Annotated in this window: 13 protein-coding genes and 1 riboswitch; of the genes, 5 read left to right on the top strand and 8 right to left on the bottom strand. The window is 71.1% G+C overall.

Annotated features, from left to right (window positions below; genetic code table 11):
- Positions 1 to 26 precede the first annotated feature (26 nt).
- Entirely contained in the window at positions 27 to 3,533 is a 3,507-nt protein-coding gene (locus Ari01nite_RS13950; protein WP_203781635.1) for a TIR domain-containing protein, read from the top strand.
- 16 nt (positions 3,534 to 3,549) lie between these two features.
- Here the strand turns inward: Ari01nite_RS13950 and Ari01nite_RS13945 are convergent, their stop codons facing one another.
- The gene (locus Ari01nite_RS13945) at positions 3,550 to 4,107 is read right to left on the bottom strand and encodes a GntR family transcriptional regulator (RefSeq protein ID WP_203781634.1); all 558 of its coding nucleotides are present in this window, start codon (positions 4,105 to 4,107) and stop codon (positions 3,550 to 3,552) included.
- Between the two features lie 86 nt (positions 4,108 to 4,193).
- Between Ari01nite_RS13945 and Ari01nite_RS13940 the strand changes: the two genes are divergently transcribed.
- Positions 4,194 to 5,228, top strand: a complete 1,035-nt coding sequence (locus Ari01nite_RS13940; RefSeq protein ID WP_203781633.1) for an MBL fold metallo-hydrolase — start codon at positions 4,194 to 4,196, stop codon at positions 5,226 to 5,228.
- Positions 5,229 to 5,232: 4 nt separating this feature from the next.
- On the opposite strand, the gene Ari01nite_RS13935 is transcribed toward Ari01nite_RS13940, so the two are convergent.
- Positions 5,233 to 7,143, bottom strand: coding sequence for an acyl-CoA dehydrogenase family protein (locus Ari01nite_RS13935; RefSeq protein ID WP_203781632.1), 1,911 nt, complete (start codon positions 7,141 to 7,143; stop codon positions 5,233 to 5,235).
- Positions 7,144 to 7,233: 90 nt separating this feature from the next.
- Positions 7,234 to 8,655 carry an L-fucose/L-arabinose isomerase family protein gene (locus Ari01nite_RS13930; RefSeq protein ID WP_203781631.1) on the bottom strand — a complete coding sequence of 474 codons (1,422 nt, stop codon included), beginning with the start codon at positions 8,653 to 8,655 and terminating at the stop codon, positions 7,234 to 7,236.
- A 760-nt stretch (positions 8,656 to 9,415) separates the two neighbouring features.
- Here Ari01nite_RS13930 and Ari01nite_RS13925 point away from each other — a divergent pair.
- A complete protein-coding gene (locus tag Ari01nite_RS13925) occupies positions 9,416 to 10,153 on the top strand; it encodes a pectate lyase (protein ID WP_239162736.1) in 738 nt (245 codons plus the stop codon).
- Positions 10,154 to 10,224: 71 nt separating this feature from the next.
- On the opposite strand, the gene Ari01nite_RS13920 is transcribed toward Ari01nite_RS13925, so the two are convergent.
- Positions 10,225 to 10,836, bottom strand: coding sequence for a hypothetical protein (locus Ari01nite_RS13920; RefSeq protein WP_203781630.1), 612 nt, complete (start codon positions 10,834 to 10,836; stop codon positions 10,225 to 10,227).
- 90 nt (positions 10,837 to 10,926) lie between these two features.
- Between Ari01nite_RS13920 and Ari01nite_RS13915 the strand changes: the two genes are divergently transcribed.
- Positions 10,927 to 14,928, top strand: coding sequence for a tetratricopeptide repeat protein (locus Ari01nite_RS13915; RefSeq protein ID WP_203781629.1), 4,002 nt, complete (start codon positions 10,927 to 10,929; stop codon positions 14,926 to 14,928).
- Here the strand turns inward: Ari01nite_RS13915 and Ari01nite_RS13910 are convergent.
- A complete protein-coding gene (locus Ari01nite_RS13910) occupies positions 14,905 to 16,374 on the bottom strand; it encodes a Dyp-type peroxidase (RefSeq protein ID WP_203781628.1) in 1,470 nt (489 codons plus the stop codon). The genes Ari01nite_RS13915 and Ari01nite_RS13910 overlap by 24 nt on opposite strands.
- Before the next feature lie 232 nt (positions 16,375 to 16,606).
- On the opposite strand from Ari01nite_RS13910, the gene Ari01nite_RS13905 reads away from it, so the two are divergent.
- Entirely contained in the window at positions 16,607 to 18,067 is a 1,461-nt protein-coding gene (locus tag Ari01nite_RS13905) for an Nramp family divalent metal transporter (RefSeq protein WP_203781627.1), read from the top strand.
- Here Ari01nite_RS13905 and Ari01nite_RS13900 read toward each other — a convergent pair.
- From Ari01nite_RS13900 to Ari01nite_RS13890, 3 genes are all read right to left on the bottom strand, one after another.
- A complete protein-coding gene (locus Ari01nite_RS13900) occupies positions 18,064 to 18,747 on the bottom strand; it encodes an MBL fold metallo-hydrolase (RefSeq protein ID WP_203781626.1) in 684 nt (227 codons plus the stop codon). The two genes, Ari01nite_RS13905 and Ari01nite_RS13900, sit on opposite strands and share 4 nt — an antisense overlap.
- A gap of 6 nt (positions 18,748 to 18,753) precedes the next feature.
- Entirely contained in the window at positions 18,754 to 19,236 is a 483-nt protein-coding gene (locus Ari01nite_RS13895; protein WP_203781625.1) for a restriction endonuclease, read from the bottom strand.
- A 3-nt stretch (positions 19,237 to 19,239) separates the two neighbouring features.
- Positions 19,240 to 19,387, bottom strand: a riboswitch (adenosylcobalamin (AdoCbl) riboswitch).
- 82 nt (positions 19,388 to 19,469) lie between these two features.
- Positions 19,470 to 19,871 (bottom strand): four-helix bundle copper-binding protein, encoded by a 402-nt coding sequence (locus tag Ari01nite_RS13890; RefSeq protein ID WP_203781624.1) that lies wholly within the window; start codon positions 19,869 to 19,871, stop codon positions 19,470 to 19,472.
- Between the last annotated feature and the right edge of the window lie 9 nt (positions 19,872 to 19,880).

The raw sequence follows: 19,880 nt of genomic DNA, 5'->3' as shown, positions 1-19,880 counted from the left end.
TTCTGCCCGGGAGGAAGGAACGCCGGATGGTCGCAGGACCGGCCGGCCCGGCCGTCTTCATCAGCTACGCCGGCGAAGACCGGGACTGGGCCCGGTGGATCGCCGTCGAGCTGGAGAAGGCCGGGCTGACGACGGTGTACCAGGCTGCCGACTTTCCCGCCGGGTCGGACTTCGTACACGAGATGCACGAGGCGGCGACCGTCGCGGAACACACCGTTGCCGTGCTGTCCCCGGACTACCTCACCTCCGTGCACGGCGCGGCCGAGTGGCGGGCGGCGTACGTTCGGGACCCGTCCGGGGCACGGCGGACGCTGATCCTGGTTCGGGTCCGGCCCTGCTCACCGGCCGGGCTGCTGTCCTCGCGGGTCTACGTGGATCTGGTCGGCCTGGACGAGGCCGCGGCCCGCGCCGCCCTGCTGGCCGCGGTGGACCGGAAGGCGGCACGCCCGTCCCAGGCGTCGTTCCCCGGCCGCCCCGAGGTCCGGTTCCCGGGCACCACCCCGCGGCCGGGACGGCTGGGCTGGTCCGGGCACCGGTACGCCACTGCGTACCGCAAACGGATGTTGAGCCGGACCCGGATCCCCAGCGCCGCCCCGTCGCTGCCGACCGTGGGGTCGGCGGTTCCCGATCTGGACGCGGTGTTCGTGGACGTCAGCCTGGTGCCCCGGCCGCAACACGATGTCCGCGGCGGCCTGCTCGACGACGCTCCCGCGACGGTGACCGACCGGCACTCGATCTGGCACTTCCTCGGCCGGCGGGAACCGCAGGCGCTGGTGCTCCTGGGTGCTCCGGGAAGCGGCAAGTCGACGCTGCTGCGCCATGTGGTGCGCCGGATCGCCGGCCGGTCGCCGCTGGCTCACCGGCGCTGGCTGCCGATCCTGGTGGAGCTGCGGTCGCACGCCGCCGCCGTGGTGACCGACCCGGCTGTGAACCTCCCGGAGCTGGTGGCCCAGCTTCCCGCCAACCTCGGCGTGCCCGAACCGCCCGGATGGTGGGACACCCAGCTGCGCCGTGGGCGGTGCGTGGTGCTGCTCGACGGCCTCGACGAGGTGACCGGGTTCGACGCACGCCGGACCGTCATCGAGTGGATCCGCCGTCAGCTCGAGTACTACCCGGACAACCACGTCGTGCTCTCGTCCCGCCCGTACGGCTACGACCGCCTCCGGCTCGACGAGCTGCGCACATTGCAGGTCCGGCCGTTCACCCGGGACCAGGTCGCTACGTTCGTCGAAGCCTGGTACCGGGTCACCGACCGGCCTGTGGGCGCGTCGCGGCGGGCGGCTCGGGCGCGGGCCGCCGCCGGGGCGGCAGACATGCTGACCCGGCTGATGGCGACGCCGGCGCTGCACGATCTCATGGTCAATCCCCTGCTGCTCACCATGATCGCGAACGTCCATCGCTACGGGGGCACGCTGCCCAAGAGCCGCCAGAAGTTGTACGACCAGCTGTTCCAGGTCATTCTCAGCCCGCGCGACGAACGCGACCCGGAGCAGGCACGGGAACACGCCGCGGCTGTCCGGGAACGGCTGGCCGCGCTGGCCTACCGTTTCATGACGGCGGGCACGGTGGTCCTGGCCCGGAACACGCTGACCGCGTCGCTCGCGGCCGGGACGGAGGCGGCCGCGGCGCTCCAGCAGGCGACCGCGAACGGCATCCTCGTCGAGCTCGACAACGAGCAGCTCTCGTTCGCTCACCTGACCTTCCAGGAGTACCTGGCGGCCGAGCACATCCGCCGCAACGGCCTCGTCGACGTGCTGATCGACGGGGTCGACTCGGCGTGGTGGCGGGAGGTGATCCTGCTGTGGGCCGCGGCGCAGTCCACCGACGAGATCATCCGGGCCTGCCTCGACTCCGAACGGATCACGGCGCTCTCGCTGGCCTTCGAGTGCGCCGACCTGGACCAGGCGGTCGACCCGCAGCTCCGGGAACGGCTGCGGGCGACTGTCGACGCAGCGTTCCAGCCCGGTGCCGGCCCGGAACGGCGCCGCATCGTGGCCGGGATCGAGGCACTGCGCTATCTGCGCCGGACGGTGCCCACCGAGAGCGGCAGCCGGCTCTGTGCCGGACCGGTGCCCAGCCGCCTCTACTGGCTGTTCGTCCAGGACGGGCATCCAGCGCCGGACCGGCCCTGCCATCCGGATACGACCCCGGCGCGCGGCATGTGGGGCCGGGATGCGCTCGATTTCGTCAGGTGGATCAACCGGATCACCGCCGAGTGCGGCGACCCGGACACCACCTATCGGCTGCCGACGAAAACGGAGCTCACGGCGCTGGCCGCCGGCACTGACGGGGCCGCCGAGGCACTTCGCGCGGGCTCGCCGCTCGTGTGGGCGGACGGCGGAATCTTTGAATTGCCCGTTCTATGGACGCTGCCGGGCCGGCGATCGCCGGCCATCGTCACCGGCGTGGAGCTGCGGACGGGCCTGACCGGCGAATCGGCCGATCCGGGACTCATGCTCGACCTGCTGTCGCTCGGCATCCGCAGCCGCGCCGTGCTGCTCGCCTCGACGGTCGGCACGCTCGCCCAGCGCCTCGGGGCCCGGCGCGACGCCCTGACCGTGCGGGCGGCCCGGCCGTACACCGGGCGGCGGGTGGCGCTCGACGGGTCGAAGCCGGCGGCCAGGGACCGGCAACGCGAGTACTTCGAGGCGGTGCCCTCACCGAACCCGTTCAGCGACGACGCCGAAGCGGCCCAGCAGGTGTATGCGGCGGTGGAGGATGTCCGGGCGGCGGTGCTGGAACTGGCGGCCGTGATCAACTCGGATCGTGACATCGGCGCGGCTGCCGCGATCTCCGACGTCCGCAACGCGGTGCACGGCGACTATGGGCTGGCGGCGCTGCACGAGCGTTGCGTGCGGCTCGGGGAGGCCGCCGAACGCCTTGCCCACAGCTCCGTGATCTCACACCACGGCCGCGTGGTGCGCGACGAGAACGTCGCCGCAGTGAAAACGGAGGCCACCGAGATCGTTCAGCGGATGAGCAGGTTCACCAACTCGTTCCGCCAGGTGGCCACCGTCGGCAACCGGCGGTGGCACGGGTGTGCAAGGACCATCGGCGAGCAGGGCTCCCTCCTCGCCGACCCGGCCGACGCGCAGCGCCTCCTGGCAGCCGCGGTGGGTGATCCGCTCGCCCGGGTCTGGCGCGAGACGGTCGCACGCCGGCCGGCCGAACATGCCAAGGCCTTCGCCGTCTTCGTCCGCGCACTCGCCGCGACCGCCGGGCTGTCGGACGAATACCGGGTCGAGGCCGCGCCGGAACTGCTGGGCGACCCGGCCCGGCCGACCGGTGCCGTGCCGGGGCGGCCTCGCCTGCCGGTCCCGCTGGTGGAACTGCTGCGGGAACGCACTCAGGACGTGCTGTCCCGGCACAAAGTGAGCCGGACGAGCCTCACGGAAATGCGAATGGCCGCGCTGATGCTGGCTGCTGCCGACCCGGCCGACCGGAACCATCTGCGGATCGCGGCGGCCACCATCGTCGTCGAGCGCCGTTGGGCCGGTTCGGCGCAGGAGACCATCTATCTGGCCTCGATGTGATGCGGCGCCGAACTGCTCACATATAGTCGCCGCCGAACAGGTGGCGGCCGGCATGGTCCTGGAACAGCAGGCACTTGTTGTCGTCGACCTCGGCGCGCTCGGGGACCCGCTGGGCCGGGCACATCGGCACCGGGACGATCTCGGAGGCGGCCAGCGTCCACTGCACCCACCACGGGGTGTCACCGGCGTGCTGGCCCAGGCCCGCGTGCGGGCCGGGGTGTGCCCGTTCGAGCTCGCAGTGCAGCACCCGGTCGAGGCCGTGCGCGGGCATCGGCAGCGTGCCCAGCCAGGCGATCTGGGCCGGCGCGAGCACCAGGTGGGCGGGGCAGCGCCCGATGTCGGCGGCCGGCGCGGACGCGACGTAGTTGCCGGCGCCCTTACGCGACGTGGTCAGGCCCTCGGATCGCAACTGGCGCAGCGCGGACTGGGCGGTGGCCCGCGCGACGTGATGTTTCGCGGCCAGTTCGTGTTCGGACGGAAGTTTCGTCCCCACGGTGAGGTGGCCGGCCAGGATCTGATTGCGCAGCCCGGCGGCGATGAGCTGGTAGGGGGCTTGCTGCTCGTCGATGGACACCACTGGATGCTGACGTGACTGGTCAGGTGGCAACAAGTACGCAGCCGCGTTGCAATACCCGGCTTCTTTTCAGTTAGTGTCCAGGCGTGGGTTCCAGGGTTACCGGTACGGCGCAGCGCGAGGCCTGGCTACAGCGGGTGTTGCCGCCGGTGGAGCAGGTCCGCCCCGGCGTCTGGTCGATTCCCGTCCCGATCCCGCACAACCCGCTGCGCTACACCCTCTCGTACGCCTTCACCGGCGACACCGTGGTGCTCGTCGACCCGGGCTGGGACGCCCCCGAATCCCGGCACGCGCTCAAGGAGGGCCTGGCCACGGCCGGCGCCGACCTGACCGACGTGGCCGGCATCGTGCTCACCCACATCCACCCGGACCACCACGGGCTCAGCGGCTGGCTGCGCGGCGAGAGCGGCGCCTGGATCGGCATGCACCCGGCCGAGGCCGCGACGCTGCCCGGCCGGCTGTGGCGCGGGTGGCGTTCCCAGGACGACCGGCGCTGGCTGCGCGAGCACGGGGTGCCGGAGGCGGACGTCGACGCGCTCACCATCGCTCCACGCCGGATGGACGAGTTGCGCACCATGGCCGAGCCGGACCGGATGATCGGCGACGGTGACCGGCTGCCGGTCGACGGGCGTGACCTGCGGGCGGTGTGGACGCCGGGGCACACGCCCGGTCACCTGTGCCTGCACGACGCCGAGGCGGGCGTGCTGCTCACCGGCGACCACCTGCTGCCGCGGATCAGCCCGAACATCGGGGTGCACGACAATCACGGCGACCCGCTCACGGCGTACCGGAAATCTTTGGAACTTATGGGCCGCTTCGACGCCGACGAGGCGCTGCCGGCGCACGAATATCGGTTCCGCGGCATCGGTGACCGGGCCGCCGACCTGCTCACCCACCACGACGAGCGCGGCGCCGAGATCCTGGTCGTGGTCAGGGACCGGGCCGCGTCCGCCTGGCAGATCGCGGCCGGACTGACCTGGTCGCGCGGCTGGGACGCGCTGTCCGGCGGGCTGCGGCGGATGGCGCTCGGCGAGACCCTCGCCCACCTGCACCACCTCGCCGCCGCCGGACACCTCACGCCGGTGGCCGGCCGCCCGAACGTCTGGCGGCTAGCCGGCTGACGGGCTAGCCGCCGGAGGAGCGCGGCGGGATCCGCCGGCGTACGTCGTCCACCACCGCGGGCCCCGGCTCCCAGGCAGCCACCCAGGCCAGGTCATCGGGCGGCAGCACGATGCCGTCCTCGACGAACGAGTAACGGCCCTCGAGCACCCGCCGCGCCACCCGGACATCGCGGGCGTCGGTGTTGGCCCACAGCCCGTCGAACAGCGCCTCGGCCCGCAACCGGGCCTGGTGGCAGAACAGGTCGGCCAGTTCGACGCCCTCCGGCCTGGTCTTGCGCTCGGCGCGGGCCCGCACGCAGACCGCCGACATGGCGAACAACTCGGCGCCGATGTCCACGATCCGGCCGAGGAAGCCCTGCTTCTTCTCCAGCTTCCCCTGCCAGCGCGACATCGCGTAGAAGGTGGACCGGGCCAGCTTGCGGGACGCCCTCTCCACGTACCGCAAATGGTTTGAAAGCGGGCCGAACTCGCCGAAGCCCGCCGGTGATTGGCCCTTGCCGACCGCCAGGGTCGGCAGCCACTTCGCATAGAACGCGCCGGCGCGGACCCCGGCTCGCGCCTTGCGGCTCAGGCCGGCGTCCGGGTCGATGATGTCGCCGGCCACCGAGAGGTGCGCGTCGACCGCCTCGCGCGCGATGAGCAGGTGCATGATCTCGGTGGAACCCTCGAAGATCCGGTTGATCCGCAGGTCGCGGAGGATCTGCTCGGCCTCGGCGCCGCGTTCGCCGCGGGCCGCCAGCGAGGTGCCCTTCTCGTAGCCGCGGCCGCCCCGGATCTGGATCAGCTCGTCGGCGACCTGCCAGGCCATCTCGCTGGCGAACAGCTTGACCAGCGCAGCCTCGATCCGGATGTCGTTGGTGTCGTCGTCGGCGATCACGCAGCAGAGGTCGAGCATGGACTCCATCGCGTAGGTGGTGGCGGCGATGAACGCGATCTTTTTGGCGACTGCCTCGTGCTGGCCGACCGCGCGGCCCCACTGCACCCGGTCGGCGGACCATTCGCGGGCCACGTTGAGACAGCGCTTGCCGGCGCCCACGCACATGGCGGGCAGCGACAGGCGGCCGGTGTTCAGCGTGGTCAGGGCGATCTTGAGACCCTTGCCCGGACCGCCGATCACGTTTTCGGCCGGCACGAACACATCGTGGAACCGGGTCACGCTGTTTTCCAGGCCGCGCAGCCCCAGAAACTCGTTGCGGCGCTCCACGGTGATGCCCGGCGAGTCACCCTCGACCACGAACGCGGTGATGCCCTTGCCGGGGACGCGCGCCATCACCACCAGCAGCGTCGCCAGCGTGCCGTTGGTCGCCCACAGTTTGACCCCGTTGAGCCGGTAGCCGCCCTCGACCGGCTCGGCGATCGTGGCCAGGCGCGCCGGGTCGGAGCCCACGTCCGGCTCGGTCAGCAGAAACGCGGAGACTTCGCCTGCGGCGAGCCTGGGCAGGAAGGCTTTCTTCTGCTCGGGGGTGCCAAAGGTCTTCAGAGGCTGCGGTACGCCGATGGACTGGTGCGCGGACAGCAGGGCACCCGTGGCCGCGCTCACCGACCCGATCAGGGTGAGTGCCCGGCAGTAGTGCAGATTGCTGAGCCCGAGCCCGCCGTACTCCTTGTCGATCTTCATGCCGAACGCGCCCAACTCGGCCAGACCGTGGAACACCTCGTCCGGGATGCGGGCGTCGCGCTCGATGCTGGTGCCGTCCACGCCCCGGACGTACGTCTCCAGCTTTTTCATGAATTCTTCGGCGTCCGGGCGGGGTTCGGGTTCGGGCCACGGGTCGATCAGATCGAGCCGGAAGCGCCCGAGGAACAGTTCCTTGCCGAAGCTGGGCTTGCGCCACTCGGACTCGCGGGCGGCCTCGGCCACCTGGCGGGCCTGCTTCTCCGAGACGTCGGCCGGCTTGCCCTGGGTCGTGGTCACGGCTTACCCCCTCGATCCGAGTACGGTTCGCACCCAGCAGGTTACCGACGCGTATTACCCAGCGGTAGGCCCGTTACGCGAATCGCGGTTTCACACCTGCCGGCAGGGGATGCCCAGCAGGCTCGCCGCGGCGCGGTAGTCGGCCGCGCGATGCCCCAGCGACAGTGACCAGTGGTGCCCCACGCCGCTCGCGCTCCAGTCGTCGACCCACTCCCCCGGGTCCCGCCCGAAGTCGACCCGGCTCGTGGTGTTGCCGATCGCGAGCAGCGGCCCGTCCACCACCGTCCCTTCCGCGGCGATGAAGGACAGGCTGCCATCCCGATCCTGCCCAAGACCGAGCAAAGTCACCGGACCAGGGCGTACGTCGAATTCAACGCTCACTCCCCAGCCGCGTTTGCCGTGATAGACGCCGAGCCCGCGGAGCAGCGGTTGCCGGCTGCTGACCGCCAGGTGGGCCGGCCCGTCGTGCCCCATTTCGACCACGTCGTCCTCGAAGTTCAGCGCCTGGATCTCACAGAACGAGCCGCCGGCCCCGGCGACCTGGGTGGCCAGCTGGGCGACCGTGGTCCGCAGCTCGTACTCGCCGGTGGCCGGAATGCCGCGGGCGGTCAGCAGCGAGGCGCCCAGGATCATCCCGGCGCCGAGGCGTTCGTGCTGCTCACCGTTGAGGCCGCGGTGGTAGTACGCGAGGCTGTCCAGCGCGAAGTCGTCGACCAGCCGGTCCAGGCCCACCGACACCTGGGCGCCCCACGCGAAGTCCTCCGGCTTGACCGACTCGTCCAGCACGAAGATCTTGCGGGCCAGCTCCATCCGCTCGGCCACCTCGTCGCCGGTCACGGCATTCACGCGTTCCCGCAGGTCGTCGAACTCCAGCACCTCGACATGGGAGCCGAAGGTGGTGGGCAGCAGGGTCAGATCGGTGGAGACGTCGAGCATGCCCGGGTAGAGATGCCCCATCAGCCCGTGCCGCGCGGTGCGCAGCGCGGCACGGATGTGCGCGGCCTGCACCCACCGCCCGATCCGCTGCCAGGCCGACTCCTGCCGCAGCCAGCCGGTGACGCTGCGGAACTCGATGCCGGCCCGCCGGAACAGGTTGCCGACCTCCGGCACCGGGCACTGTGCGCAGTACGCCAGCCAGGCTCCCGTGCCGAAGGTGGCGTGGTCCATCTTCTCGGTCGGCTGCAGGTCGATCACCAGCACCGGAGCCCCGGCCCGCTGCGCGATCGGCAGCACCATCGAAGAGGTCAGGTACGTCGTCAGGAAGAGCACCAGCAGGTCACAGTCGACCCGGCGCAGCTTCTCGGCGGCCGCTGCGCCTTCCTGGGCATCCGAGATGAACCCGACGTCGGTAACGTCGGCGTCCATCTCGGCAAACCGCTCCGCGACATACCGGGCCGACTCCTGCAACTGCGGCAACAGATCCGGAAACTGCGGCCAGTACGTCCCCAGCCCGCCCGCCACCAGCCCGATCCGCGTCTTCCGCCGCCGCTTGGGCGCAAGCAGGTCCGTCATCGCCATCCCACGACCTCCGGCCTTTTGAAATGTTTCAGTTCCGCCCAACCGAACGTATGTGGCGCCGCTCACACGTGTCAAGGGAATCGTCGGCTCGCTCCCACCTCCCGGCCGGCCACCCGAAGATCTTGACGCCAGCACCCGAAAACTCGTGCAATATCCGATAGATGCCGGACCGCTCGACCCCCATTTGATTGATGCGCGGCCGGTGAAGTGCCACAGCGCGCCGACACCTGCCGCCGCCTGGCGGTGGTGGCTCCGGGCCGCGATCTCGAAGAGTCGGTGTTCCGGTCGGACGGGAACTCGCCACGATCTATCGGTGGCGCGACGTTATAAGGTATTACGCGGCTTTTGCTCCGGAGGGTCTCCCGGCGGGTGGAATGGTCGTCCGCAGTCCAGGACAGGCTCATGATGCGGTCAGCGGTTCCCGGCACGCGGTGGCGGTGCCCGGTGGCGGGAGAAGGTGAGCTCCGTTCCGCCTCGGCAACTGTTCGGGTCGCGGCAATGCCGGGGTCGACAAATTGCTCCATCGTCGACAGCGGGAGACCGTTATCCGCCGGGCACCCTCGAAAGCCCTGCTGAGTCCGCGCCGCTGACGTGGGGTTTGCAGCAATACAGGCTGTGAACAAAGCATTGATTAAGCCGGAATTAAGACATTGACTGCGGTCTAGCCCTAACCGCTCGTTCATCTGCGACGTACTTTTCAGCAGCAGCCCACCTTGACCGAATTAGAGGTGGGTGACCTAGAAAGGGGCAGATTGTGAAAAGACCACGTTTGGTCATCGGTGCCGCGGTTGTGGCGGTGGCGATGGCGGCTGTGGCCACGACGGCTTCGCTGGCCTCGGCCGAGGTGCCGCCGGCGACCGGGGAGCAGCAGGTTACCGAGACCATTGAGGTTTCCGGCAACTTCGACGGGGCCAACAAGCGGTTCGTCGGCGCCGGCGATCTCGGTGACGGTGGGCAGGACGAAGGGCAGGACCCGCTGTTCCGGCTCGCCGCCGGTGCGACGTTGAGCAACGTCATCCTGGGTTCGCCCGCCGCGGACGGGGTGCACTGTGCGGGCAGCTGCACATTGCGCAACGTCTTCTGGGAAGACGTCGGTGAGGATGCGGCCACCTTCCGGGGCACCAACGCGACCGTCGTGGTCGACGGTGGCAGCGCCGCGCAGGCGTCCGACAAGGTGTTCCAGGACAACCGGGGCGCCGGCGGTTCGGTGACCATCCGGAACTTCGAGGTGACCGACTTCGGCAAGTTCTACCGCTCGTGCGGCAACTGCTCCACGCAGGCCGCCCGCTCGGTGACGCTGTCGAACATCACCGCGTCGGACGGCGACGTGCTGGTCGGCATCAACGTCAACCTGGGTGACACCGCCCGGCTCTCCGGCCTCAACCTGGACGGCGACATCGGCATCTGCGACCTCTTCGAGGGCAACGATTCCGGTGACGAGCCCGAGAAGATCGGTGAGGGCCCGAACAGCACCACCTGCGTCGTGTCGTAAGGACAGCGCGGACGACCGGGGCCCCTCGGCAGACCCCCGAGGGGTTCCGGTCGTCGTCAGGAGTGTCGTCGTCAGGAGTTAGGACACTGCTCGTCGCACTTGCCCAGCGGGATGATCAGGTCGGCGCTGTCCCGCTCGGCCGGCCAGAACGCGTCCAGGCTCACCGCGACCCACCGGTCCTGCGGCGGACGCGCCCAGTCCATCCGGAACGCGCCGTAGTACTCGACCCCGACCGAGACCTCGGTGGCGGACGGCGGGATCGGGCTCCAGTATGCGATCGACGTCAGGTAGCGGCCCTCGTCGGCACCCGGGAAGGACATTTTGCTCGGCTGCTTCGGAACACTGAACCAACGGTCAAGTACGATCTTTTCCGGGTCCGGTGTATCCAGTGACGCCGCATCCTCGTCGTGTTTCACGTCGGCCAGCCGGCCGGCGCACGTGTCCGGGTCGGAAGGATCGAAGGGCCGGTCGTCCAGCTTCATGCCGGTCTGCCACGGATCACCGTCCCGGGCGGGCGGTGGCGACACCGCCTGGAGCCGCCGGAACAACGCCGGTGGCTGGTTTTCCACGGCCAGTTTGGCCGGCGCATAGGGATAGTCGAGGGGGGCGCCGAAGGCGAACCGCAGCGAGTGCTTACACGCGCCGAGCAGCTCGAACGCGGCATCGCTGACCGGATGACTCATGTCCGTTCTCCCTTGACGCGACTGATAGACCGATGGTGGGCAGTGAGCAGCGAGCGCGACCGTACGACGCGAAGGGTGGCCATGCCGGGCGTGACCGACTCGCGCCTCCAGACGCCGCAGATCGCGAGTGACCTCGCCGCGACCTGGCGCTCGTACCTGCCCGAGCATGTCCTACACCTGTTGCTCTCGGCCACCAATGTCAACAATCCGCCAGTCACCGAATCGGGTGACGCGGTCCTGCTCTACGCGGACGTGGCCGGCTTCACCGCGATGACCGAAAGCTTGTCGAGCGCCGGGAGCTACGGCACCGAGCAGCTCACCCGGATCATCAACCAGTGGTTCGCGGTGACCGCGGACGCGATCGCCAGCTCCGGCGGCAGCGTGGTGGACTTCGCCGGCGACGCGCTGGTCGGGATGTTCCGCTACTCCCCGGAGACCGGGGCAGCGGCGGCCGGCCGGGCGATCCGGTGCGCCGAGTTGATTCGCACGGCGACCGCGTCGGTGGGCCCGGTGTCCACGCCGGACGGGCCGCAGTCGCTGACCATCCGGATCGGCCTGGCCGGTGGCCCGACGCTGGTCATGCTGCTGGGCGACCCGGCGATCCGGCTCCAGCACGTGGTTGCCGGCCCGGCGCTGGACCGGGCGATCACCGCGCTGCACGAGGCCGACCGCGGCGAGATCGTCGTCGACCAGGGGCTGCGCGCGATGGCCGGCCCGCCGGGTGCGGACGAGGACCCGTCAACGGTTCCGGCGCCGCCGCCTGCCGAGTTGGAACGCCTGCTCACCCCGTTCCTGCACCCGGCGATCCGGGCCCGCCTGCGGTCCGGCCGGCACGAGCTGGTCAACGAGCACCGCAAGGTCAGCACGGCCTTCGTCCGGCTGCCCGACCTCGTGATCGACGATCCGGCGTCGGTGCAGGAACTGCAGCGCTACCTGGCCGCCGGGGTCGCGATCATCGACCGGTACGGCGGGCATCTGCGGCACCTGATGGCCGACGACAAGGGCACCGTGCTGGTCGCCGTGTTCGGCACGCCGGTGAGCAACGAGGACGACGAGGAACGCGCGCTGCGCTGCTGCCTCGAGCTGCTGGCCCTGCCCGGCGGGCCGTACCGGGGTGGGATCACCACCGGCCCGGTCTACTCCGGCGAGGTCGGCTCCGACATCCGGCGCGAATACGCCGTAGTGGGCGACGCGGTCAACCTGGCCGCCCGGCTGATGGCGTCGGCGCCGCCCGGGCGTCTGCTGATCGACCAGGCCACCTATGAGCGGGTGCGCGACGTGGTGGTCGCCGAGGGTCCGTCCGCGGTGACCGCCAAGGGCAAAGCCGAGCCGGTACGCGTCTGGCACGTGCGCGAGGCGCGCGAGCCGGCACCCGCCACCTCGGTGCCGTCGCCGGCGCCGGGCGGGCTGGTGGGCCGCGCCCGGGAGCTCGAACTGCTGCACAGCCTCGCCCGGCGGGTGCGCGACGGCCACGGCCAGGTGGTCTGGGTGCACGGCGAAGCCGGTATCGGCAAGTCCCGGGTCGCCGCGGAGGCGTTCCGGACCATGCAGACGTTCGGTTTCACCGGGTACGCCGGTAGCTGCCGCTCGCACGGCACCCGGGCCGGCTACCGGGTGTGGCGGTCGATCTGGCGCGAGCTGCTCGGCGTCGACCCGGCGCTGCCGCTGGCCCAGCAGCAGGCCGCGCTGACCAAGCGGGTCGCCCGCTACGACGGCACCGGCCAGCGGGCGCCGCTGCTGGCCGCGGTGATCAACCTGCCGATGCCGGACACCGACCTGACCGCCCAGCTCGACCTGGTCGGCCGCGACGAGCTACTGCGCGCCACCCTGGTGGCCTGCCTGCGCGACCGGGTGGCCGGCGGGCCGCTGGTGCTGCTGCTGGAGGACTGCCAGTGGATCGACCCGGCGTCGGTGGCCCTGCTCGAAATGATCGCCGGCCAGATCGCCGACCTGCCGGTGCTGCTGCTCGCCACCTCCCGCGAGCCGGTACCCGCCAAGCTCGCCGAGCTGGCCAACCTGGCCGGCCTGACCCTGACCCACATGCCGCGGGCGGACACCGACCGGCTCGCCGCCCTGCGTCTGCGCGAACGGTACGGGCCGGCGGCGACCGTGGCCGCGCAGCTGGTGCATCAGATCGCGGAGCAGGCCGGCGGCAACGCCTTCTACATCGAGGAGCTGGTCAGCTATCTGCACGGGCACGGCATCGACCCGGCCGATCCGCGCGCGATGACCGCCGTGCACGTGCCGGACAGCCTGCAACGCCTGGTGATGGCCCGCATCGACCAGCTCACCGACGACGAGAAGGCGACCGTCAAGGTGGCCAGCGTGATCGGCCGGCGGTTCCAGCCGCCGTGGATCGCCTCGGTCTATCCGGCCGCCGGCGCCACCGAACAGGTCGAGGAGCACCTGCACCACCTGCACGAGCGCGACCTGACCCAGCCGGTGCCGGACCAGATCGAACCGGAGCACGAGTTCAAGCACCCGATCACCCAGGAGACGGCCTACCAGAGCATCACGCACGAGACCCGCGCCGCCCTGCACGAGAAGGTCGGCCGGTTCGTCGAGGAGACCTTCGCCGACCGGCTCTCCCAGTACGTCGACGTGCTGGCCTACCACTACGGCCGGACCGAGCGGACCGGCGAGCAGCTGGTCTGGTTCCGGGCCGCGGGCGACCGGGCCAAGGCCATGTACGCCAACGAGACCGCCACCCACTACTACGGCCGTCTGCTGCCCTTGCTCCCCCGGGACGAGCGGGCCGAACTGCACGTCGAGATCGGCACCGTGCACTACCACACCGGACAGTGGGCCGACGCCGAGGAGCATTACCGCAAGGGCATGGACCTCGCCGAGGAGGCCGGCCGGGACGACATCCTCGCCGCCGGCCAGCGCCAGCTCGGAGACCTGCTGATGTACACCCACTCCGACGCCGAGGCGGTGACCTGGCTGACCCGGGCGCTGGACGGATTCGAACGTATCGGTGACATCGTGGGCCAGTCGCGCACCATGAACCGGATGACGTTCGCCCTGTACCGCCAGGGCGCCTACGCCGAGGCGCTGGACCTGGGCCTACGGCACCTCGCGATGGCCGCCGCGGCCGGCGACCTGTCCGCGATGAGCACCGCGCTGAACCACATCGGCCTGGTGCACCTCAACAGCGGCCGGCTGGACGCGGCCCTCGACCACCTGCGCCGGTCGCTGGCCACCGCAGAGCGGGCCGGCGACCGGCACAGCACGCTCAACGCGGCCTGCAACCTCGGCTGGGGATACGTACGCCGGGCCGACCTGATCGAGGCGTTCGCGTCCTACCGGCAGGCGCTGACCGTGGCGCAGGACATCGGCGCCCGGCACACCGGCAGCGTCATCATCGGCAATCTCAGCGAGATCTACCGGGAGGTAGGCGACCTCGGGGCGGCCCGAGTCTGCGCGATGCAGGCCCTGCGGGTGGCGGTCGAGCTCGGCGACTGGACCAGCGTCGCCGACCAACTGGCCCACCTGGGCGCGATCGCCGCCGCCGAGGACGACGCGGAGGATGCGGCCCGGCTGCTGGGCCGAGCCATCGAGCTGAGCCGGCAGCTGGAGGCGCCCTACCTGCTGTGCGAGTGGCTGCACCGGCTGGCGCGGGTCGAGCTGGCGGCGGGGCGTCCCGACGAGGCCGAGCGGCTGAACTCCGAGGCGCTACACATCGCCGAGGAACACGACGAACGCAACACCCAGGTCATCTCGTACGCGCTTGCGGTCCGGCTCCGGGTCACCGCGGGCCGGCTGGACGCCGGCAGCGCGGCGGAGCAACTGCGCAAGGCGACCGGCAAGTGGAACGAGGCGCACGAGGTGGCCGTGCTGCTGGACGCGGCCTGGCAGCTCGACCCGGCGGACACCGACGCCCGGGAGACCGCCGCCGTGATCTACCGCGGGCTGTGCGAGCGAGCGCCCACCGTGGAGCACCGCCACGCCTACCGGCGGCTGAGCGGCGCCGACCTGCCGCCCGGCCCGCAACTGCCGCCGCTGCCCGACTGGATCGCCGCCGAGGAGGGCCCCGACCTCGAGGCCCTCCTGGAGCGGATCACCCGGCTACGGCGCCCCGAGCCGGTCTGATCCGGCCAGCGACCGCAACGCGCGCAGCGACGGCGCAAAGGCGTACACCGCTCCGGTGGTGGTCACCAGGCCGCCGAAGGCGGACTTCGGGATCTGGCCGACCACGTCGTCGCCGAGCCGCCGGCGGGCTGCCTCCGCGCTGTCGCCGAGGACCGGGTCGAGGCCGTCGACGCGGCGTTCGAAGGTGCCGGGGCGGTAGCGGGCCACCGTGCTGGCCGGGAACTGCGGGTCGTTCGCCCAGCGGCGCTGGAGGAACTCGAACTGGTTCTCGATGCTGGCCATGAACGAGTTGAACAGCAGGCCCCGGTCGGCGTCGTCGCGGTGGTCGCGGTTGCACTCGGAGCCGTACGGGATGCCCCGGCGCAGCATCTTGTGGCCGCGGTCGCGGAACACCCGGTCCTCGCGCGGGTTCATCTTGCGGATGTGGGCGAACAGCGGGGTGCGCTCGCCGTCCTCGTCGCCGCCGAAGTCGAACGCATTGTGGTCGCCGCCCTTCCGGAGGCGGGCCAGCGGCTTGCCGTCGAGATGCCGGCCCAGCACCCGGGCGGCCTCCTCGTCCGGGTCGCCGCCCGCGCCGGCCAGGTCGCTCATCTTGTCCCACCAGCCGGGCACGTTCTGCCGTAGCCGGCGGAACACCTGGAACGAGCCGCCCACCATCCACGGTGCCGGCGACGGCGACGGCACCCAGGTGGCCGGGCGGCGCTCGCCCGCGCAGCCCAGGATGAACTCGCCGGTCGCGATGACCGCGGACGGCGTGCGGCGGCTTCTCAGTTCCGGGTCGGGGTAGCCGCGGACGGCCGGCTGGGAGATGCCGTCGGCGAAGCCGAAGTGCTCGATCCGCTTGCCGTCGGCGTTGCGCAGCACCCGGCCGATCTGGGCCCGGTCGCGGTATTCGCCGGGAATCCGGTGGATCTCGACCTGGGCGTCGTCGGCGGCCCTGATCTCGCGGTCGACAGCGGCGTGCAGGGTGTCGGGGTCGCCGGCCGCGAGGGTCACGATCGCGTCGACCGGCGGCCCGTCCGGCCCGCCGACCACCCACTTGCGCGGGTCGCTCTCGTCCACGTCGCCGAGCAGGGCCGGTGCCGTGGTGAGCAGGCCGGCGTCGTCGAACCGGGGGCCCAGCGGGCCGCGCCAGAACGCGTCGTACCCGGCCAGGTCGCCGGCCACCTCGCCGTGCAGCAGGACCAGGCCGGTGGCGGTCAGGCCCAGGCCGGTCAGCGAGCGGCCCGGCGCGATCCGCGAGCTGGCCGGCGACACCCGGGACTCACCGACGTCGCCGGTCCCGGAGATCCGGCCGGCCAGCCGGCCCAGCCAGCGCCGGGCGGCCCGGCGGTCGCTGGCGAAGGAGAGGAAGAGGAACGCCTGGCACTCGCCCCCGAACGGCCGCAGGATGTTGCCCTGAATCTGCTGCGGATCAGCCAGCGGTGAAGAGGCATCAATCGCCATCGCTCGGGGTACTCCCTCGGGTCAAGGTCGTCGACAGTAGCCGGTTCACGATCATGAACGCCGGCAATCAGCACGATGCCGCAGACGGTCCCGGACGGGGCCGTTACGTCCATGATCTGTCTGCCGCCCGCAATCGGACCCGACCCCCATCCCTACCAGCGCCGACCTGCCTGTGACGCTTGACACACCAGGAGTCCGGGCAGAGGGTTGAAGACCCGATCGAGGAGCATCTGTGGCGACCACCGACGACGCAGGCAAACCGGCCGGAACCGAGGCAGCAGCCCGGGTGACGGCCGCCTTCCCCACCCGATACCTTCCCGCACCGCAGGTCCGCGATCTGCCCGACGAGCCGCACCACTACCGGCGGCTGATCGGACCGGGCATCATCGCCGCCGGCGTCGGTCTGGCCTCCGGCGAGTTCATCCTGTTCCCGTACATCGCCTCGCAGGTTGGTCTGGTCTTTGTCTGGGCCGCCCTGGTCGGCCTGGTCACCCAGTACTTCCTGAACATGGAGATCGAGCGGTACACGCTGGCCACCGGCGAGACGGCGCTCACCGGTTTCAGCCGGTACTGGCGGCACTGGGGCCTGGTGTTCGCGGTCCTCACCTACTTCGCCAACCTGTGGCCCGGGTGGGTGACCAGTTCGGCCACGCTCACCACGTACCTCTTCGGTGGTGACCGGACGTGGATCGCGATCGGCATGCTGGTCGTGATCGGCCTGATCCTCACCCTGGCCCCGGTGGTTTACGTGGCCCTGGAGAAGGCGCAGATGCTCAAGGTGGCCGCGGTGCTGACGCTGTTCCTGGTCGCGGCGATCTTCGCGATCGGCGCGTCGGCGTGGAGCGACCTGCCCGAGGTGGTCACCCAGCCGCGCATCCCGGTCGAGGAACTCGGTTTCGCGTTGCTGCTGGGCGCCCTGGCGTTCGCCGGCGCGGGCGGCGGGCAGAACCTGGTGCAGTCGAACTGGATCCGGGACAAGGGCTTCGGCATGGGCGCGTACGTGCCCCGGCTGGTCAGCCCGGTGACCGGCCAGGCCGAGGCGGCGCCCAGCACCGGTTACGTCTTCGAGCCGACCGACGACAATCTGCGGCGCTGGAAGGGCTGGTGGAAGTTCGCGAACATCGAGCAGCTCACCACGTTCGTCCTGATCACGTTCCTGACCATCCTGTTCACCTCGCTGCTGGCCTACTCGACGGTGTTCGGCCGGGAGGGCCTGGAGAACAACATCGGCTTCCTCGAGGTCGAGGGCCAGATTCTGGGCGAGCGGGTCGGCTCCTGGTTCCAGTACTTCTTCTGGGCGATCGGCGCGTTCTCGCTGTTCGCGGCGGCACTCGGCATCGTCGACTACACCAGCCGCCTGGCCGCCGACGTCATCAAGACCTCGTACGCCCGCAACGCCAACGAGAGCAAGATCTACGCCGGTCTGGTCTGGGGCCTGGTCCTGATCGGCATCGCGGTCCTGCTGGCCGGTTTCGGCCAGCCCATCGTGCTTCTGGTGATCTCCGCGGTGGTCGGCGGCTTCATGATGTTCATCTATTCCGGCCTGCTCATCCTCGTCAACCGCAAGATCCTGCCGGCCCCGATCCGGGTCCGCGGCATCCGGCTGGCCGTGCTGATCTGGTCGCTGCTGCTGTTCGGCACGCTCTCGGTGCTGACCTTCCAGGACCGCATCGGCGAACTCTTCGGCGGCTAGCCGGCCAGTGCCCGCTCCAGGGCGCCCCGGCCGGCCGGGGCGCCGTGGGCGGGCAGCATGAGGTGCACCGGCAGGTCGAGCAGCGGCCGCAGGCCCTCGATCACCTGCTCGCGGGTGACCCCCCTGGTCAGCGTCTCGGGCCGGATCGCGAGTCCACTGCCGAAGTCGACCAGGGAGTCACCTGCCACGACCGCACGGTGGCTCTCGATCCAGAGCACGACGTCGTTGCGCTCGCGGCCCGGGAAAACCTCGATGCCGAACGGGAGCCGGTCGCCCGCGGCGTACACCTGCTTGTTCTGGTCGGGCAGCCAGTCGAGATCGCCGCTGCCGGCGGCCGCCCGCTCCGGGGTGACGCCGAACTGCCGGACCATGTCGTCGATGGTGAGGCCGTACTTGCGGTACAGGTCATCGGCGGTGTCCGCGGACGGCGTGTAGACCGGCGCGTCGAACTCCGCGACCACTCGGCGGGTGTCGCGCTCGTGCCACGGCGCGGTGAGCACCACGACCGGCGGGCGGCCGGTCCGGAGGAGCTTGTCCGGCACGGCGAGGGGATCCAGCAGGAGCAGGTGGGTGCCGGTGTCGATGGCGTACGAGGAAACCACCCGCGGCCAGTGATCCTGCGGCGTCCAGTCCGGGTGCGGCGCCTGCCAGTGCCAGAGCCCCGCCTGCAGTTCCTCCATGGGCGTTCACGATAGGGGCGGTTCCGGACGGTCGGCTTCCGGAATAGATTTGCCGGGCACGCGGGCCGCCGAGGTGAGCGCCGCGGGCGGTCGCAGGCCGGCCTGCACGCAGGCCCACCACACCAGCCCGGCGCGGTCCACCAGGGTGGTCCGGCAGCGCAGCGCGGCGTCCCGCAGCGCGGTCGAGACCGGCTGGTCGGTCACCAGCACCGCGACCTCGCCGCGCCGGAACTCGCGGAACGTCTGCGCGAACCGCCGCACGTCCGCCGGGCCCAGCCGCACCGCGTCGTGATGGCAGCGCACCACCCACCGCCGCCCGTCCGCCGCCACACCCACCACGTCGGTGCCCAGCTGTCCCATCGCCGCCGCCACGGTCACCCGCCGCCAACCACCGGAACGCATCAGCCCGGCCACCTGCTGGGGAAGATCCGGCAGAGCGTCCCGGCGCCGTCGCCAGTGCCGCACCAGGGCCGCAATCACGGTACGCATCACAAGCCTCCCCGGGATCTCGCGTCCCGTTGCAGGGGTCTTGTGACGGCGTCAGGTCTGACTTCCGGACCAACCCGCGTGATCCGGTCACAGTGGCGCGACCGTGCCGGACTTGCACCGGCTTCCGATCACCATCACGTTCTTGTCCCGGGAGTCTACGCACCCGTGACCGCAACGAACCCGCAGCTCACCGGGGTTGTGCTCGCCGCTGAGCGGGGTTCACCCGACCGGGCTCAGGCGGGCAGTGCCTGACGCAGCTCGCGGGTGACCTCGGCGCAGCGCCGGGTGGCCTCGGAGCACTTGCGGCAGTGCTCGTGGTGGTGGGCGTGCCGGCCGCAGAGTTCGGCGCTGCGCTCGCAGGCGATCGCGCAGGCCTCCAGCTGGACCCGCAGCAGCGCGGTGTCGACCCCGGCCCGGCGGATCAGGAGCCGGGCGGTGACCGCCAGGACGTCGGCGGTGTCCAGGTCGCGGGCCACCGCGCCAGCCAGCTGGCCGGCGTGCGGGTCGGCCAGCATGGCGGCCGAGCACGAGGTCACCGCGTTCTCGCCGTCCCGCAGCACGTCGATCGCGCTGGCCAGCATGTCGTGGTCCCAGGCGCCGGCGTCGGTCTCGGACAGCAGCTTGGCTTCCTGCATGGGCTCCCC

This window comes from Paractinoplanes rishiriensis (genome assembly GCF_016862375.1).
Classification (GTDB): Bacteria; Actinomycetota; Actinomycetes; order Mycobacteriales; family Micromonosporaceae; genus Actinoplanes; species Actinoplanes rishiriensis.
Note: the sequence above shows the minus strand (reverse complement) of the source record. Positions and strands in the feature narration are given on the sequence as shown.

Coding starts and splice junctions, on each gene's coding strand:
- Ari01nite_RS13950 (WP_203781635.1), top strand. CDS start 27: ATGGTCGCAGGACCGGCCGGCCCGGCCGTCTTCATCAGCTACGCCGGC.
- Ari01nite_RS13930 (WP_203781631.1), bottom strand. CDS start 8,655: ATGACGGACCTGCTTGCGCCCAAGCGGCGGCGGAAGACGCGGATCGGG.
- Ari01nite_RS13920 (WP_203781630.1), bottom strand. CDS start 10,836: ATGAGTCATCCGGTCAGCGATGCCGCGTTCGAGCTGCTCGGCGCGTGT.
- Ari01nite_RS13910 (WP_203781628.1), bottom strand. CDS start 16,374: ATGGCGATTGATGCCTCTTCACCGCTGGCTGATCCGCAGCAGATTCAG.
- Ari01nite_RS13900 (WP_203781626.1), bottom strand. CDS start 18,747: ATGGAGGAACTGCAGGCGGGGCTCTGGCACTGGCAGGCGCCGCACCCG.
- Ari01nite_RS13895 (WP_203781625.1), bottom strand. CDS start 19,236: ATGCGTACCGTGATTGCGGCCCTGGTGCGGCACTGGCGACGGCGCCGG.
- Ari01nite_RS13890 (WP_203781624.1), bottom strand. CDS start 19,871: ATGCAGGAAGCCAAGCTGCTGTCCGAGACCGACGCCGGCGCCTGGGAC.